Consider the following 15761-nt stretch of genomic DNA (forward strand, 5'->3'; position numbering starts at 1 on the left):
ACTTACAATCTTAACCGTCGAGGTTACTTAACGGAGCTTCAACACGATTGCAGCATGCCAAAGATTGGTAGGACTGTAACCGAAAATAGGGCTGGAGAAAATCTCCTAGCCGAAGCGATAGTTGATCTGCCTGTTTCTTCCGGAGTTATTGAGGGAAGAGCACGTGGCACATGCTGATCGACCAAATTTCCACGGTCTACAATCAGATCGTCTCGCTCATTTGTAAATATTACAGCAACAGCGATGCTAATCTCGATATCGAATATTTGAGCTACTTATCAAATCGTTCGCCATTACGGCTCCATCGAACAGCTGTTCGAGAGGATCAAGGCCATATTCGAGCAGCGAGCCGGAGATATGCTGCCGATTTCCAATGAAACGGTGAAGAAGATTATCGACGATATCGATTCCAGCTTTACGGAGGACATTTTACTCGGCTCTTTATCCAAGCAATTTAATATTAATCTCGGTTATATTAAGCACACTGATTAAAAAGTAAACGGGAAAAACCTATACGGATTATGTGGTCAGCAAGAGATTGAATTTAGCCAAAGATTTGTTGAGCGACGCATCGTTGTCCATACAAGAAATCATGGAGCGCGTGGGGTATAAGGATTAATTCCATTTCAACAAGCTGTTCAAAAAGCATTACGGCAACACGCCAAGCAAATATCGAAAAATATAGCGCCTTTCAATAATGAACACCAAAATATAAAAATACAGACATATGATATGGTGGGGCAGCGGGCTATGATGTCCTTAATTAGGGGGGGGGATTACCTATAGTCGAACCGAATGAAACCGCTTTGTTTATGGTTGATTTTAAGACGATTTGAAGGAGGAGAAGTATGAGTAAAGGTCTGTTTAAGCCAGTCATGAAGATCGCCGGTCATGCGAAGCGAGCTTTGGCAGTCGGTCTTATATCCGCATTGATTATTCAGATTGTGGCGCCAATGTCGGCAATTGCGGAATCGACTGAAACGACGAATGCGACAGCTGGATCTACAGCAGCAAATGCGAATGGTTATTTGGACAAGCTTGTTTTCGGCAATTCCGCTTCTGAAAGCGCACATAATTTTATTGGTCACAATACAAGCACCATCACCGGCTTTATGAGCGAGCCTGCCCGGGTATCGAATCCGAGGGTTCCGGCTGCAGGGCAAGGCGGAGACTTGACGTTTACGATGAAGGTCGATCCGTCTCTCCGCAACTATCTGACCGTGAAGTTCTCGGGAGAAGAAAGCAGCTCGGGCTATACCAGCATGGTCAACATTAACGGCGAGCAGGTCGGTTTTTTTGCGTACGGAGATCATGAAGCCATTAACAAAGGCTGGATGCTGCCGAACCGCTTCTACTACAATACGATCATGCTGCCGCTTGAGTCGACGGCAGGGAAAGAAATCGTCGAGATTACAATCAAAACGTGGGGGAACAGCAGCTCCGCCTCAAGAGGCTATTACAATGCCTACACCCACACGCAAGCCGATATCAACGTGGATGGGGAAAAGCAGGGCTATAAATTTAAGGCCGATCAGAATCCGGATACGATGCTTCCGCCGGATTTGACGGATGAGGAGAAAAAGGCGAAAATCGACGGCTACACGCAGGGTAATATTAACCTGTTCAACAATTTGTCCGCGAAAGTGGACGCCGGTGCGGGCGGCAAAATGTCGATCATTCGTTATCAGGATGAATTGAAATTTTACGCGAGTGCTTTGAAATACAGCTGGTCTCCGGCGAAGACGCCGGAGGAGAAAAAGGCGGCGCTTCAGCGCATTTTCAAAACGATCGACAACCATGTCAAGGATTATTACGGGAATACGAGACTCGTGCTGCGGGGCGGACACCAAGGCGACTGGGGCGGCTACTACGGCGCGCTCGGGGAAGCGATGTACATCGTAAAGAACCTGATTAAAGACGATTCCATCAATGGGAAAGCAGCGTTCAACGCGTTCCTGGATGAGCCGTTCGTCACCGGAACCGTTGCGGGAGAGTTCTCCCTGGCAGGCGCGGACTGGAACGGCGGCGAGCTGACGCGCCGCGAAGCGTGGGAGCGGGTTCTGAAAGCCAATTTCGACTTTGCCCGCACACGGCTTTCCTATATTTATAACCAGGTGCTCTATACGTACGAAGGCGCATGGGAAGCTCACGAAGGGTTGCGTTTGATCGGTTCACCGTTCTTTGAAGGCAAAGAGCGAAGTCATCAAATCTTGCTTGAATCATTGGGGATTAGGCCATTCCTCGGTGAAGAAGTGTTGGTCGGTCCCAGCGGCGAAGAGCTGGATCTGTATCATTCCCTGTTCTACCATGACGGGCAGGCGCAGTTCACGGACGATTTCGTCCACATTGTCGGCAAAGGGCTTGCCAAGAGCAAGCTGGACGAGAACGGCAACGTGGTGCGCCGCAAGCCGTACGATGAACATTACACCGGCTTGACGGAGGCGGGGCTTACAAGGGAAAACGGCTATGTCGCCAATTATGGCGAGGCGGCAAACTATGTTCTGAATTATTACTATAAAACCTTGAACCACGCCGGAGACGAGGAAATCAATGACGAAATCTTGAAAGCGGCGCTGAAAAGCATCCATGCCCGCGGATTTGTCCGTTATTCGTCTTTGGATGGCGACGGAAAACGAGTGATGAGAGCGGAACAAGTCACGGATGAGCGAAACTCGGGTCTCACCGGTTTCCCTGCTTATGGCGCGAGAGTGGGCCTTGGAATGGGAATGCAATATGCATCCCTGGAAATGGCGATGTCCCAAAACGAGCAAAGATACAGCGGTCCCGAGTGGGACGAGTACTGGCAATATGCGAAAGAGGCGGTCGGTTTTGTGCAGCAGCAGCTTGCGGATCATCAGTTGTTGCATACGAGTGACTTCGGACATAGAGGAACGATGAGCGGACCGGATTTTCTGCTGTCGGAAACCTGCAAATATATCACGGCCGATCGGGCCAATTACAGCCGGTTTGGCGGCAAGGTCATGGCAGGGGCTGTCCTACCGCAAACGGATTTCGATTCTTACAAGCCCGAAGAAATTTGCTGCCCTGGGCGTCAATCCGGGCGACTACGAGAGGTTTGCGTGGGCGGACATCACTTCCATTATACCTGCATTTTCCAAGCAAATAAATGAATGCAATCTTGAAAACCAAAGAGACTGCAAGTTAGTCCCTGCGGTCTCTTCCTCTTAGAGAAGCTATCATTTTCTAACGCAAACAATTAGCCAGACATATGGCGTTTGCAACGCTACAGGCAATTAAGCAAGGCGGGAAAAAAATGGAGCAGATGTTATTACATTGAAAAAAAGCTATTGAGCAATTAACCTGACAATCACCACTTTGCGTAGGTCTGTTCTTCAAAAACAATCGGACTTCTCTGCTCAGCTTCGCAGATACCCGCCGAATAGCTCGTTCCAAGTTTGGATCGATCGTTACCGTTAATATACCTCCGTTCTGAAAACGTATGGAATCCGGGCCGCTGCATTGCCCGTTACGGCAGCGAATGGTAAACGGAACGATTCGCTTGCCATCGATGACACCGCTAACATTCACACGGTTTCCATTGACCGTTAAACGGAATCTGGCCGTTCTAAGCCCTCGAATATCAGTTCCGGCAGATATGGTGATAATTGTCGTTTTAACGCTTATCGCCCTCGTCCTAATGGTCGCCAATCTATGGCCGTTCAACCTGAAATCTCTCAGATTTTGGTGCACCCCGCGATTCGGATTCGTGATGGATAAATAAGATTCGTTCAGAGTACCTACACCTTTTGCAAATAGACTGGTGTTCGCAAAAAAAACGGTAGTTCCATTTACTTCTTTTAATTGAACTGCCATTTAATCAACCTCCTCTGCATAGTTGCTAAATATCATATGTAAACGAGGAGATCTTTGTCTGGGGGGGGAGCCTGTCATCATGGAAATAGGTGCAGACGAACAAATATGACCGTATCGCTCCGATTGAAACCACAATATTCTATCGCTTCAAGACCTTGGCCGGGGCTGAAATCAGTCTGTAGAACGAAGACGAGGGGCATTCATTCCTTGTAAATCGTAATAAAGGTGGTTATCTAATCTCATGAATCCTAAATCGATGATACTCTTGGGGGCGAATATGGTATGGGCCATCAATTGGAAAATGCGGTATAATAAGAAGAAACAATAATGAAATGGGACATGTTTTTTTATATGATATTAGCGTACTAAATACGATTTTCACTCGCTAACTAAACAGAATTCCAGCGGACATTAGATTGCAGCATAATGTTAAAATGATAGATTCGGGGAATGCTATTTTCATAGGAAGGTGTTAATATGGCACTTTTAAAGAAAAAAGCTCTTATTAATCAATATCATTTTCTTATGTACATAAAAACAGGAGACCAACAACACCTGAAGAAATTAAAAAAAGATAGATGAATCGCTAATAATGAAGATTCTGACTACGAAAACACGGCCTAGAAATATAAGCCGTGTTTTCGTTATGGTTTTAATAAAAACCGTCAAAATGTTCATGACGGTGGGTCGGGGTATCTTAATGATGTTCTCAATGTATATTAGTCGTGGAAGGGAGGACACATATATCGGTTCGGTATGTGATCTACGATATTCGGTTAACGGGTTCGAAGCCTGCTGTTTTCTTGAACTTCATTTGGTGATCGAAGTTGCTAATGGTGTCCGAGCAATCAAGGGCATCAAATTTAAGGCCCTGAATGGCAGAGCGATGGATCTTCACCGATAAGAGAGGTACACTTTCCCGATGCCCCGTTGCTGAATTCAGACGTTCATCCAGCGCATGTATGATGACTTGGTTAAGCGGTAAGAGTGCGAACAGATCCCGGGCGATCCTTAGAACGCAGCTGCACACGTACTCCTGTTGAAGATCATAGTATTGGCTTTTGGACATTTCTTTCGTAGAAATTTTTCCGGATTTGGTTAGAGAAATGATATCTTTTGGAATCACTTCTTCTAGACGAACGTCGAATTCTACCTCTAGTTCATATGACTTCTCAGCAAAAAACTCGAACCCTTCGTATTCGGTGAGATCATCCAGTGGCGCGAACTGCTCGATGACGACAAAATATGATTCAATATCACCCTTCAAGACCTTAAAGGCAAGTTTCACCCAGCCTTTCGTTGATATGCAGGGCTCCGGTAAGATCTTGCTGCACCGCCGTGAGATGACTGATAATATAAGCCAGTGCCAGGGATACTTGCGGTTGTTGTTCGCCGGCCACTAGAATGAACACTGTGGCGGAGCCCTTTAACACCAAAACTTATGCCTAACCCACCTTGACTTGCGTTTAAGCGTAACCTAGAGCGATTTTGAAACTCTTGCGCCAACCAAATCCCATGAATACACCGTCCTGTGAATGAATTTATTAGCATGTTTATCTAACTGTCCGAATTTAACCTATTCCTAACCAATCAAAATACACTTTTCATGAGAGTGCTCTCTCACTACCGACACATAGCACTCCACATGTGTCGGATACACAGTGTGAACAATCCATGGAGTGGGTAATATTCGCTGATTACTACTACAACAAGAATAATGACTATTAAAGACGAACACGAGAAAACAAAAGAATTCTTGCCCTAATTGCAGCGGGAAACCGCAGGGGAACTGAACCATTTAAACAACTGGCATCTTTATAATATAAAGTATTTGGGTAGTGGATGGTAGCCGTGACCTCTAATAAATCAAAACATACATCTAAAGTATCTAAATTTCGAAAGAAGGGATCATTTAGTGAAGAAGTCCGGAAATTTCAAGCTAAAAATAAGAACTCAATTTAGTTTTCATACTAATGATCATAATCTCAATCGTATACTTAACGGTATTGCCAATGGAAAAGCAAATATTACAGCATATTGCCAAACCCAAAAAAACAAAATGAATTCAGTCAAACTTGTCGTTGGATCCTCTGATTCCGAAAATTTCAGAGAGAATAACGTTGTACGGGAGGTACTACGTTCCCTAGGTATTATGTTTCGTGAGAAGAAAGTGATCCAGATCCTTAATATTGTAGCAGGGATACCGGGTGTCATAAGAAGCATATATGGAGCCTTATTTCGCAAGGTCAAAGTAAGTGCCTTTTATGACGGTGAGGAGAACGCTTCAATTGTTAGTGTATCGAACATTAAGCTAGCTATACAAATCTTAAAAAAACTTGCCATTAGCTAACTCCGCATTATGATCGGTATGCAAGACAGGTGAGATGTTAGCCGTGTCAATCTATGATTCACAACATATCATATTTCATCTGCAGATAGGGGGTGAAGAACCTTTGGCAATGAAAAAATTTTCAACCGGTCCCATAAATAATCTTACTTTTGGCAACAAGATTGTTTCGAAAAATATTATTATTAATGCCAATCATCGTGGTGTGAACGACCAGGAAAGAGTTAACGTCAAAGTATATGCATTAAATGGAAGACGGAGATTGATTGCCTCTCTCTCCTTTATAGTCGGCCCGTTGTCTTCTGCGGTTAAATTCATTGATGTTTCTAAGACGAAGGCGTACGAGGTGCAATTTTCGTCGATCGATAAAGATATAACGTTTGCTGTATGGGGTGTCAGTCCTACAAACAAATATGTAGCGGCACATCGCGTCGTACATTCGGAGCTGACACGTATATAATGATATTCGTCACCGCCCGATAGGAAAGTCACGCTAGGTTTTTGACCATGTCCTGAGCAACGACGACACTAAGTAAGTCATGTGTTGTAAAAGGACAAGAACATATATCTATAGAGATCCGCGCGCTGCGCGGTTTTTTTATTTTAAGGATACAAGTTCTTGTCTTTTACGCAAGACAAGAACTTGTATCCTTTTCCGATAGTGGACAAGAACATACATCCTTTGCCATGGTCGAGTTAGAGGCATAATATTACACTTTAAAGGAGTGTTATAGGGTCACCATTAAATACCATATATGGTATTATTTAATCAATAAACAAAAAATGTGCTAAGAACATATATCTTATGCCGAATTATTGTACAAGAACATATAACAATTACCGTAAATATAGTCAAGAACTTATATCGTTAGCTGATTTTTTAGACAAGTACAACGTATTATTGCCACAATGTGAAATGAAGCAACAAGGTGAAATGAAACAACAAGTAATTGTTAACAATCTCTTCTGTGATGGTCGATGGAAGGTCATTGCCTGTTGAGCTCCCTATTATTTCGACAATCTGAAAATGTACCATCGCGCTTTGACCAAATTAGGCGTCATGACAGATGTGGTGAACACAACAGATGATTTGAGCGGTTATCGACTTATTGTTGCGTCATCTCTCTATTTACTGGATCAACGCATGACTAATGATTTGGAGAACTGTGTAAGGAACGGAGCTACCTTAATTCTGACGAATCGTACCGGCGTAAAAAACATGAACAACGTTTGCTGGATTAAACCGTTGCCCGGTCCGTTGGCTGAAGCGGCAGGAGTGTACGTGTCGGAATATGATCCGATCGGAAAAGATGCTCATACCATTCGAATGAAAAAAAATGGGAAAACGTATTCGTGCAGACAATGGTGCGATATTCTTGAGCCTTCCGGCGCGGAACCGATCGCTTGGTACGAAGACGATTTCTTTGCCGGCAAACCGTCCGCAACCGTCCATTCTCTTGGAAATGGCACAGTGTATTTTTTGGGGACCATCGCAGAGGAGAACTTTTATTTAGACTTTTTTCAGGATGTAGCTGATGGTGCCGGTGTGAACCGTTTCGCTGGTCTGCCTGAGGGGGTTCAAATTGCGGTTCGGAAGAAGGGGGATAAACGTTTTTTGTTCTTATTGAATCTCACACGAAAGCAACAGTCGGTAATTCTCGGTCATGAGTATACAAGCCTTCTCTGGGAAAGGCAAGTTGGACCGTCGTTGGTCATGGAGCCTTACGGGGTGGAGATTGTCGAGCTTGCTGAGTAGCCAAAGAGAGGATGGGGACATAACAATGGGAAACAAGCTCTGTTACCAAACCGTGCCGAGTCATTGGGACGAAGGTCTGCCCGTAAGCAACGGAAGCTGGCAGCTATGGTCTGCGGGGATGAAGCTGCTGGTCATTCGCAGGCTTCATTGTTCGCAATGCCTTAAGATCCATCATGAACTACCAGACTGTATCGTTCCTTACAAACGTTATGAATCAGAGAGAACATATAAGCTTAAAAGTCGTGTAGTTGCGGCTTTTTTTGTTTTAACGATATATGTTCTTGTCAAAAGTCAATGACAAGAACATATATCGTTTGCCGAATGATGCCAAGAACTTGTATTGTTATGCGTAATTGAAAACCTTTCTCAACAACAGGTTAAATTAGATGAAATTCAAAACGTAAGCTGGAAAGGGGCAACGATTGAGCTAACGGGCAGCATAGTTCTATTCAAAACCTCAGTAATTTAATGAACATAGAATATCCTTCCTAAGGAAGGAGTATGAATTTGAAGGGAGAGTTTTTTAAAAAGGAGTGACATTTATGTCAAAGAAAATCTTGATTTTGACAGGTGATGCGGTAGAAGCCTTAGAAGTGTATTACCCGTACTTTCGGATACTGGAAGAAGGTTATGAGGCCGTAATTGCTTCGCCGAAGAGAAAAGTGCTGCGCACTGTCGTGCATGATTTCGAGGGATGGGATACATACTCAGAAAAGCCGGGCTATCAACTTGGATCGCATATCTCATTTAGCGAAGTCATTCCTGAAGAGTACAACGGCTTGATCATTCCGGGCGGCAGAGCTCCCGAATACATCCGACTGGACAGACATATCCCCAGAATCGTCAGTCATTTTTTCGATATGAACAAACCCGTTGGCGCGATATGTCACGCTGTGCTTGTGCTGATTGCGTTGAATAAAAAATGGTACTTTGAAGGGCGAACCATGACCGCCTATCCTGCCTGCCGTTTCGATGTGGAAAATCTGGGTGCCATCTATACAAACAAAACGCCATATGTGGACGGAAACCTTGTATCAGGACAATTATGGCCGGATCTTCCCGGTTTCATGAGAGAGTTTCTTAAGCTCGTGAGGATTTAATGCACAACATCTTTTGCTACCAGAGGTTTATTTCTACCGTATAGCGAGAAATTAATAAAACCTACCGTAGGATCACGATCACCTAATGTATTACATGTTGCTGTGGCTGTATGCTTTTTTTAAGAAGGGGGTTAAACTCTCCGGTAGTCAGAAGCAGAGGTTTGCAATGGCTCGGGTCATTCTATGTGGCGCGCCGATCATTGTTTTCGACGAAGCAGCATCACAGTTGGATCATGAACCGGAGAAAGAGATTCATTTCATGATCGATCGGCTAGCCGGCGAGAAGACATTTATAATCATCGCACACCGGCTCTCATCGATCATTGGCGCGGACCATATTATTTTTATCAATAATGGAGAAGTGGAAGGGCAGAGGTATCATGAGTATTTATGGTAAAACAGTGAAACCAACCGTTCCTTGTTTCGCAAACCGATTAATGTAGCTAGTGCATGAATGAGATGATGGTGTGGATACATGCTTTTTGTTAACAGGTAAACCCTCGGATGGGGAAAGGCGAATCAGTATATACTATCTAAGAATGTTTGTAAAAAATTCCAATTGCAATAGCTTTTCGCTTCGTCTTCTTTTAAGTGGTGAATTTTGAAAAATTTTTGTCTAGGTCTAATTTGCAGTATTGGTATAACCGCGACAACTGCTGTTTATGCATAACATATTGAATGCCCAGATTGAACTAACGGAAACTATAGTTGAATATTCAACTAGAACAAGGCTGCCGGCATGAACGGCAGCCTTTCGTTCACCTAACGGGCAGTTTAGTTGAAGATTAATTCCGGTGAACATACCATAAGTGAAGATGAAAAATTTTCTTGGGGGAAGTGACCAAACAATACGACTAGCCAGAATAGTTTTATGTGAATGAAGAAAACAACACTTAGTGTGGTATACACTCGTGTTGCTCTCGTGTTTTAATATCCAAACTTCTATTTCATACATGTTGTTGTTAGATTGAGTTTATGTGCAGCAAAATTCTTCCGCGTCCATGTCTTGCTTCGCTTTTCTCCAGTGCTTTATTAGCTTGGTTTAGCGGGAATATGGAATCAATCGCTGCTTTAATCGTACCGTCGGCAATTAATTCCGTTAAGGTCTGCAGATTCGCGTATGTTGGGAATTTGGTGTTAAATTTAGCTGTAACGCCATACTTTTGAGCGTTCTCTTGAGATGGATCCTGAGTCAAAGAGACGAGAATGCCTCCCTTCTTCAGAACGGCCCATGATCGATTCTCGGTCTCGCCTCCAATGGAATCGACGACCAGATCCACTTCTTTGACGACGTCTTCGAAAGCCGTCATGGTATAATCGATGACTTGATCCGCACCCAAAGACTTGACGAAGTCCATGTTAGAGGTTGAAGCCGTAGCGATCACGGTTGCTCCCTTCCATTTGGCCAGCTGAACGGCAAACTGTCCAACGCCGCCTGCTGCAGCATGAATGAGAACGGTTTGGCCAGACCGGAGTTCACCTTCAGTGAACAACGCTTTCCAAGCCGTTTCGGCTCCTGCTTTAATCGTTGCTGCATCTTCAAAGGTGAGAATATCGGGCATCTTAACTAATTCCTGGACTTTCGCAATGCCATATTCTGAGTAGGCTCCTCTAATACTACCAAAAATGCGATCACCGGGCTTGAAATCCGTTACACCTTGCCCTACTTCTTCGACAACTCCAGAAGCGTAAAATCCAGGAATGTAGGGGAGGGTTACAGGAAAAACTTCTTGAAGCCAACCGTTACGGATTTTATAGTCTAGCAAAACAGAAGGAGGGGATTTTCGTGGATATTTTATTTTCCTTACTGGTTTTTTTCTTTATGATGTTATTCCTAAGCACACTTCGTGCGTTGATAAATAAGGATGAAGAAAATAGTACACTACTTACTATTGCTTCCTCTGTATTGTTTGGATGTTTATTTTGGGTTTTATTGTTACGCTAACGGAAAACGATAGCTGAGTAATCTGGGAGCAGATCGCCGCGGCCGGCAGCTGTTCTCTTTTTCAATGAAGTAGATACACTGTGAGGTATTAAGCCGAAAAAAATCAAGGTGAAAAATGAACAAGAAAAAATCAATATTTTATTTTATCTTAGCATCATTTTTATTCGGCGGAGCCATCTGTCTATTCAAGAGCTTCTTTTGGACTTTATTCTTTTTAATATTTATAGGTTTTCTATTACTCAAGATATCAGATGAAAGAAGAAGTTTCGGGAAACAAATGTTTAGTGCGTGTTTAGGTCTTTTCTTTTTCGGATGGCTCGCAGTTTTGGTCATTTTGCTGATTAAAATATTCATAAGCTACTTATATTACTCGTTAATCTAACGGGGAACATTAGTTTAACAAGTCGTCTGATTTCTGATTTTATTTAATTTGTCGGAAGTACTTCAAAACTAATTTGTAATTGAGGCAATTTGGCCGAAAATCCACTTCAAAACTTTATTTGTCATTTTGTTTTCACCAAAAAAGCCAGAAAACCCTTGAGTTTACTGGATTTCTGCACTTCAAAACCAATTTGTCTCCCAACAGAAGGATATCTTTTGTTGAAGGACAATAAAGTCTTGAAGTAAACAATAAAGTTTTGAAGTAATAAGGCGTTCACTCTACTGGGTGAGCGCTTTTTTTAGCAGGGTGGGGGGAGGCGATGGAAAGGATACACCATACCCTTTCTAAAGCCGAATGTCGTTCCTGGTTTTATCATGGTCTGATAAAGTGGTTGATATTAGAGAGCAATACCCACTTATTCCGATAGAAAGGAGCATCGAGATTGCTGAGCAATTAAATAAAGGTGGCGCAGTAAAGGGATAGATCGAAAGATCGATCTATCGGTAAAGCTTGCGATATGTGCTTGGTGTTTGACCAACTATTTTTTTGAAAATGGTATTGAACGAATCGATATCACGGTACCCGACTTGCTCTGCAATTACAGTGATTTTGTAATCGGAGTCTCGAAGCAGTGTACAGCTCCTTTGGACGCGACAATTTTGCAGATAGGAACCGAAGGATTGGCCGGTATGCCGCATGAATATGCGCTGCAAATTTCGACTGCTCCACTGTGATAATATCGCCAAATCAGAAAGCGTAATTGGCTCGTATAAATGGTTCTCAATGTACTGGAGTACTCTAGAAAAGTCGGCAGCTTCTGTTGTCGGCTTATCTACTTCTCCGAACTTCTGTCTGTAAACGGCAACGACTAACTGGGCTAAGAGTGTTTGAAGCATGGTAGTAGAGCCAATACAGGGAGCAGAGACTTCGCGGTAAAGCTTCATTATGATGTTTTCAAATGAATTATCGCTATCGAAGATAGAGAAATAGGTTGAAGTACCGTCCGCGAGAGAGCTGAGATGTTCCCTGATTGGAGAATCATGAAGTAGGAGATATAGATGATCCATCATTTGGGTATCAAAGAGACAATTATAGACGATCAATTGATCGCCTGAAGATTTGGGAGAGGACGGCCGAAATACATGTGACACCCCGACAGGGATCGCAAAGAGTTGACCTTTATGTACAGGAAAAGTTTCATTTTCAATATGGTGGAAGCCCTTTCCCTCAGCCACATAACAATATTCGATAAAGTCGTGAGTGTGGAAAGGAACACTAAAGTCTTCAACAAAGCGATTTACATGTAGATGTAAGTTACTCTGAACGAAACTTTCACTTTTAAAAAGTTGAACGGATTTATTCATTAAAGTTCCTCCTCTTCAACGTCATAGTCATGATTATAAAATAATAAATGGTTTGAGTCTAATGAATGTTTTTAAGAAATGGCATTATTTCAGGGTAATTATGACCGAATTGCCGGGTATTTCTTACAATCAGATAGATATAATTATGCTAGAGGACACATTTTATATATTGTTGAGAGGAAGGCATTCACAAATGAATATTACGAATATGTTGGTACAATATTTGAAAAATCCTTTAGGAATAGAAACAAAAAATCCATTATTGAGTTATACACTCGAGTCAGAAGATCAGAATCAGTTTCAAACCGCGTATTGTATTTTGGTATCTTCAACGAAAGAGTTGCTGCATAAAAACATTGGAGACTTGTGGAATTCCGGAAAAGTATCACATGAAAATAACTACGCCATTGCGTACGGTGGAGCTTTACTTTCATCAAGGCAGGAACTGTTTTGGAAGGTGAAGGTATGGGATAAGAACGATCTAGAGTCGGAATGGAGCGATATTGCTTCTTGGGAAATGGGGCTTTTAGAACAGAATGATTGGAAAGCACACTGGATTGGACAGGGAGATACGGCAGATTGCAACAAATCAGCAGCACCACAAGTAGCCAGAGATTTTCAGGTATCCGATGTGAAAAATGTTGTCAAAGCTCGTGCTTATGTGAGTGGATTGGGCTTATTTCAGGCAAGCATGAATGGCGTGCAATTAGATGATACTTTTTTTAATCCAGGTGAGAGCGATTATTCCAAAACCGTCTACTATGTCACGTATGATATAACCCAGCAGTTGAAGAGTGACACGAATGCGTTCGGTATCCTAATTGGGAATGGGCAGTATGTTAATTTTAGAGTTAACCCTACGATGATGCTGGATGAAACAACCGAGGCTCCTGAACATCGTTACCAAAAAAATGATTCAAAATACGTCAGACAAGGACTTTACGGTGAAAAGAAAGTCATCGCTCAGATCGAAGTTATCTATGAGGATGGAAGTGTAGAAATAGTTGCAGCGACAGATGATGCTTGGCAATTAACAGACAGTCCCATCACCTTTAACAACTGGTATGGCGGCGAAGATTATGATGCAAGAGCGGAGATACGCGGTTGGAACGAGCCTCTTGCTGATCGCACAGGCTGGCAGCAGGCTGTCATCATGGAACAACCGCTGGGAAGCTTGAAAGCTAGAGAATTTATTCCTGTTCGGATCATAGAGAAATTATCAGCAGCTTCTGTCACAAGACTGGAGAATGGGAATTTGCTCGTGGATATGGGCATCAATGTTGCGGGATTCCCCGAAATCATGCTCCCTGGCATGACAGAGGCAGACAGAGGAACTGTCATTGAGATGTATCCTGCAGAGATCTTGAATGATGAAAAAACGTCCGTCGATCAGTCCTCCTGCACACAGAGCTGGAGTCAGAAATATCATTGCAGTATTAAGAATAGTTATACGGTAAAAGGAGATGGAGATGAGAGATGGCATCCTTCATTTTGCTATCAGGGATTCCGGTATGTCGAGGTTTCCGGCTTTATGTGGGATGCAACAGTCGATCAATTTTATTGCTGCATATTACGTGTTGCGAATGAGAAAACAGGGATGTTTGAAACCTCGAATCCGGTATTGAATCAAATTGATGAGATCACCAATCGTGCCATTGAAAGCAATATGTTTTTCTCATTTACGGACTGCCCGCAGATTGAGAAAATAGGTTGGCTAGAAACCACGCATTTGATGTTTCGGTCCATGTCAGCGGGATATGATATCCGTTCATGGATCCCAAAAATCGTCCAAGATATGATTGATGCTCAGACCAACAAAACAGATAACGTGAATGGGGATACCGAAGAGCTTGGCTATATGCCTGCCATTGCACCTGAATATTTTCGAATCGACGGTTTGAATCGTGACCCGAACTGGGGTGGGGCCTGTATCTTGACACCTTGGGAATATTATCAGATCTATGGCGATTGTTCCATATTACAAAAGGCTTACCAGACGATGAATAAATATATCATGTATTTAGAAACTCAAACCCAGAACGGCCTGTTAGCGGGCTACGCCCAAATGGGGGACTGGGGGCAGTTACATGAAAACACCCCAGTAACACTGGTAGAAAATTGCGCTTACTATTACTTACTGAGCACGATGGCTAAGATTGCAGCATTGACAGGGCATTTCGGGGATGTAATGAATTTCGCCGCTAAGGCTGAAAAAGTAAAGGAGCAGTTTCATCTGCATGCGGAGTGCTACCAACCGGAAAGCCGCATTTATGGTAATGGTAGTCAAGCAAGCTATGGATGTGTTCTATTCAGCGGCATCATTTTAGAAGAAAATAATGAGATTGCGGTTAATCGACTTGTAGAAGCCGTCCAAATCCGTGATTATCACCTTTCGTCAGGCGAAGTGGGCTTAAAGCAAGTGTTTGCTTCGCTTGGGAAGTATGGGAAAAACGATATTGTGTATAAAATGGTTATGAATGATACTCAGCCAAGCTATAAGTTCTTTGTTGATAATCACTTAACTACATTGCCTGAATACTGGAACTATGAGGAATTATGGATGGGTATGGTAAGATCAAGAAATCATGCCATGATGGGGCATGTAAAAGAGTGGCTTACCTCCAATGTATTAGGAATACGAATGGCAGAACCAGGGTATCGAAAGATTATAATTGAACCAACTTTGACACAGACAGTTGAAAAGGTTAAAGGATGCGTATTAAGTCAATACGGTTTGATAAGTGCGGAGTATTGCCGGAATGGTGAGGAAATAGGTTTGGAAGTAAAGATACCGGTTGGAGTTGCCGCCGATATTGGTTTGCCAATCGTAGGTTCTGGAGAGTTAACTACGAATTGTAGCGAGTATCGTATTCAGAGAAGGGGGCAGACGTATTGGATTCAGTCTGTAGGGTCGGGCAATTACACATTTACATTAAAATAGAAGTAAGCTAAGCAGAAATGCCTGTTTTCATTCGAAAACAGGTGGGGGGGCTCCTTACTATATGGGCTACAAATATGTAGTGGTCCGTTAGG

General features: G+C 43.0%; 15 protein-coding genes and 2 pseudogenes. 11 read left to right on the forward strand and 6 right to left on the reverse strand.

Features of this window, described 5'->3' with window-relative positions; translation table 11 throughout:
- Positions 1-93 precede the first annotated feature (93 nt).
- From QFZ80_RS39005 to QFZ80_RS14755, 3 genes and pseudogenes are all read left to right on the forward strand, one after another.
- Positions 94-165, forward strand: a pseudogene (locus QFZ80_RS39005) (PEP-utilizing enzyme); the annotation flags it as partial.
- A 5-nt stretch (positions 166-170) separates the two neighbouring features.
- Positions 171-377 (forward strand): hypothetical protein, encoded by a 207-nt coding sequence (locus QFZ80_RS14750; protein ID WP_307545914.1) that lies wholly within the window; start codon positions 171-173, stop codon positions 375-377.
- A 471-nt stretch (positions 378-848) separates the two neighbouring features.
- Entirely contained in the window at positions 849-3131 is a 2283-nt protein-coding gene (locus tag QFZ80_RS14755; protein WP_307559612.1) for a hypothetical protein, read from the forward strand.
- Positions 3132-3204: 73 nt separating this feature from the next.
- Here QFZ80_RS14755 and QFZ80_RS14760 read toward each other — a convergent pair whose 3' ends face one another.
- The 3 genes from QFZ80_RS14760 to QFZ80_RS14770 all read right to left on the reverse strand — a co-directional run bounded on the left by QFZ80_RS14760 (position 3205) and on the right by QFZ80_RS14770 (position 5385).
- Positions 3205-3834, reverse strand: coding sequence for a hypothetical protein (locus tag QFZ80_RS14760; protein ID WP_307559614.1), 630 nt, complete (start codon positions 3832-3834; stop codon positions 3205-3207).
- A 763-nt stretch (positions 3835-4597) separates the two neighbouring features.
- The gene (locus QFZ80_RS14765) at positions 4598-5122 is read right to left on the reverse strand and encodes a hypothetical protein (RefSeq protein ID WP_307559616.1); all 525 of its coding nucleotides are present in this window, start codon (positions 5120-5122) and stop codon (positions 4598-4600) included.
- Positions 5119-5385 carry a DUF4236 domain-containing protein gene (locus tag QFZ80_RS14770; RefSeq protein WP_307559619.1) on the reverse strand — a complete coding sequence of 89 codons (267 nt, stop codon included), beginning with the start codon at positions 5383-5385 and terminating at the stop codon, positions 5119-5121. The genes QFZ80_RS14765 and QFZ80_RS14770 overlap by 4 nt, the downstream gene beginning before the upstream one ends.
- Before the next feature lie 364 nt (positions 5386-5749).
- Here QFZ80_RS14770 and QFZ80_RS14775 point away from each other — a divergent pair, with 364 nt between their 5' ends.
- The 6 genes from QFZ80_RS14775 (at position 5750) to QFZ80_RS14800 (ending at position 9434) form a co-directional block, all read left to right on the forward strand.
- Positions 5750-6184 carry a hypothetical protein gene (locus tag QFZ80_RS14775; protein WP_307545901.1) on the forward strand — a complete coding sequence of 145 codons (435 nt, stop codon included), beginning with the start codon at positions 5750-5752 and terminating at the stop codon, positions 6182-6184.
- Between the two features lie 103 nt (positions 6185-6287).
- Positions 6288-6641, forward strand: a complete 354-nt coding sequence (locus QFZ80_RS14780) for a hypothetical protein (protein WP_307545899.1) — start codon at positions 6288-6290, stop codon at positions 6639-6641.
- Between the two features lie 561 nt (positions 6642-7202).
- Positions 7203-7937 (forward strand): beta-galactosidase trimerization domain-containing protein, encoded by a 735-nt coding sequence (locus tag QFZ80_RS14785; RefSeq protein ID WP_307555491.1) that lies wholly within the window; start codon positions 7203-7205, stop codon positions 7935-7937.
- A 25-nt stretch (positions 7938-7962) separates the two neighbouring features.
- Positions 7963-8235 carry a DUF6431 domain-containing protein gene (locus QFZ80_RS14790; RefSeq protein ID WP_307559622.1) on the forward strand — a complete coding sequence of 91 codons (273 nt, stop codon included), beginning with the start codon at positions 7963-7965 and terminating at the stop codon, positions 8233-8235.
- Positions 8236-8479: 244 nt separating this feature from the next.
- A complete protein-coding gene (locus QFZ80_RS14795; protein ID WP_307545895.1) occupies positions 8480-9037 on the forward strand; it encodes a DJ-1/PfpI family protein in 558 nt (185 codons plus the stop codon).
- Between the two features lie 85 nt (positions 9038-9122).
- A complete protein-coding gene (locus tag QFZ80_RS14800) occupies positions 9123-9434 on the forward strand; it encodes a P-loop NTPase family protein (protein WP_307545893.1) in 312 nt (103 codons plus the stop codon).
- Between the two features lie 565 nt (positions 9435-9999).
- On the opposite strand, the gene QFZ80_RS14805 is transcribed toward QFZ80_RS14800, so the two are convergent.
- Positions 10000-10599 (reverse strand): NADP-dependent oxidoreductase, encoded by a 600-nt coding sequence (locus QFZ80_RS14805; RefSeq protein ID WP_307555488.1) that lies wholly within the window; start codon positions 10597-10599, stop codon positions 10000-10002.
- 3 nt (positions 10600-10602) lie between these two features.
- Positions 10603-10803 (reverse strand): annotated as a pseudogene (locus QFZ80_RS14810) (alcohol dehydrogenase catalytic domain-containing protein); the annotation flags it as partial.
- A 20-nt stretch (positions 10804-10823) separates the two neighbouring features.
- Between QFZ80_RS14810 and QFZ80_RS14815 the strand changes: the two are divergent.
- Entirely contained in the window at positions 10824-10982 is a 159-nt protein-coding gene (locus QFZ80_RS14815; RefSeq protein WP_307559624.1) for a hypothetical protein, read from the forward strand.
- Positions 10983-11861: 879 nt separating this feature from the next.
- Here QFZ80_RS14815 and QFZ80_RS14820 read toward each other — a convergent pair.
- A complete protein-coding gene (locus QFZ80_RS14820) occupies positions 11862-12728 on the reverse strand; it encodes an AraC family transcriptional regulator (protein ID WP_307545891.1) in 867 nt (288 codons plus the stop codon).
- A 193-nt stretch (positions 12729-12921) separates the two neighbouring features.
- Between QFZ80_RS14820 and QFZ80_RS14825 the strand changes: the two genes are divergently transcribed.
- Positions 12922-15669, forward strand: coding sequence for a family 78 glycoside hydrolase catalytic domain (locus QFZ80_RS14825; protein WP_307559625.1), 2748 nt, complete (start codon positions 12922-12924; stop codon positions 15667-15669).
- The last annotated feature ends 92 nt before the right edge of the window (positions 15670-15761 follow it).

This window comes from Paenibacillus sp. V4I7 (assembly GCF_030817275.1).
Taxonomy (GTDB): Bacteria; Bacillota; Bacilli; order Paenibacillales; family NBRC-103111; genus Paenibacillus_E.

What these genes read in the sequence shown, in the direction of transcription:
- QFZ80_RS14750 (WP_307545914.1), top strand. Translation starts at nt 171, where the DNA reads ATGCTGATCGACCAAATTTCCACGGTCTACAATCAGATCGTCTCGCTC.
- QFZ80_RS14755 (WP_307559612.1), top strand. Translation starts at nt 849, where the DNA reads ATGAGTAAAGGTCTGTTTAAGCCAGTCATGAAGATCGCCGGTCATGCG.
- QFZ80_RS14760 (WP_307559614.1), bottom strand. Translation starts at nt 3,834, where the DNA reads ATGGCAGTTCAATTAAAAGAAGTAAATGGAACTACCGTTTTTTTTGCG.
- QFZ80_RS14770 (WP_307559619.1), bottom strand. Translation starts at nt 5,385, where the DNA reads ATGCTAATAAATTCATTCACAGGACGGTGTATTCATGGGATTTGGTTG.
- QFZ80_RS14790 (WP_307559622.1), top strand. Translation starts at nt 7,963, where the DNA reads ATGGGAAACAAGCTCTGTTACCAAACCGTGCCGAGTCATTGGGACGAA.
- QFZ80_RS14795 (WP_307545895.1), top strand. Translation starts at nt 8,480, where the DNA reads ATGTCAAAGAAAATCTTGATTTTGACAGGTGATGCGGTAGAAGCCTTA.
- QFZ80_RS14800 (WP_307545893.1), top strand. Translation starts at nt 9,123, where the DNA reads ATGTATTACATGTTGCTGTGGCTGTATGCTTTTTTTAAGAAGGGGGTT.
- QFZ80_RS14805 (WP_307555488.1), bottom strand. Translation starts at nt 10,599, where the DNA reads ATGCCCGATATTCTCACCTTTGAAGATGCAGCAACGATTAAAGCAGGA.
- QFZ80_RS14820 (WP_307545891.1), bottom strand. Translation starts at nt 12,728, where the DNA reads ATGAATAAATCCGTTCAACTTTTTAAAAGTGAAAGTTTCGTTCAGAGT.
- QFZ80_RS14825 (WP_307559625.1), top strand. Translation starts at nt 12,922, where the DNA reads ATGAATATTACGAATATGTTGGTACAATATTTGAAAAATCCTTTAGGA.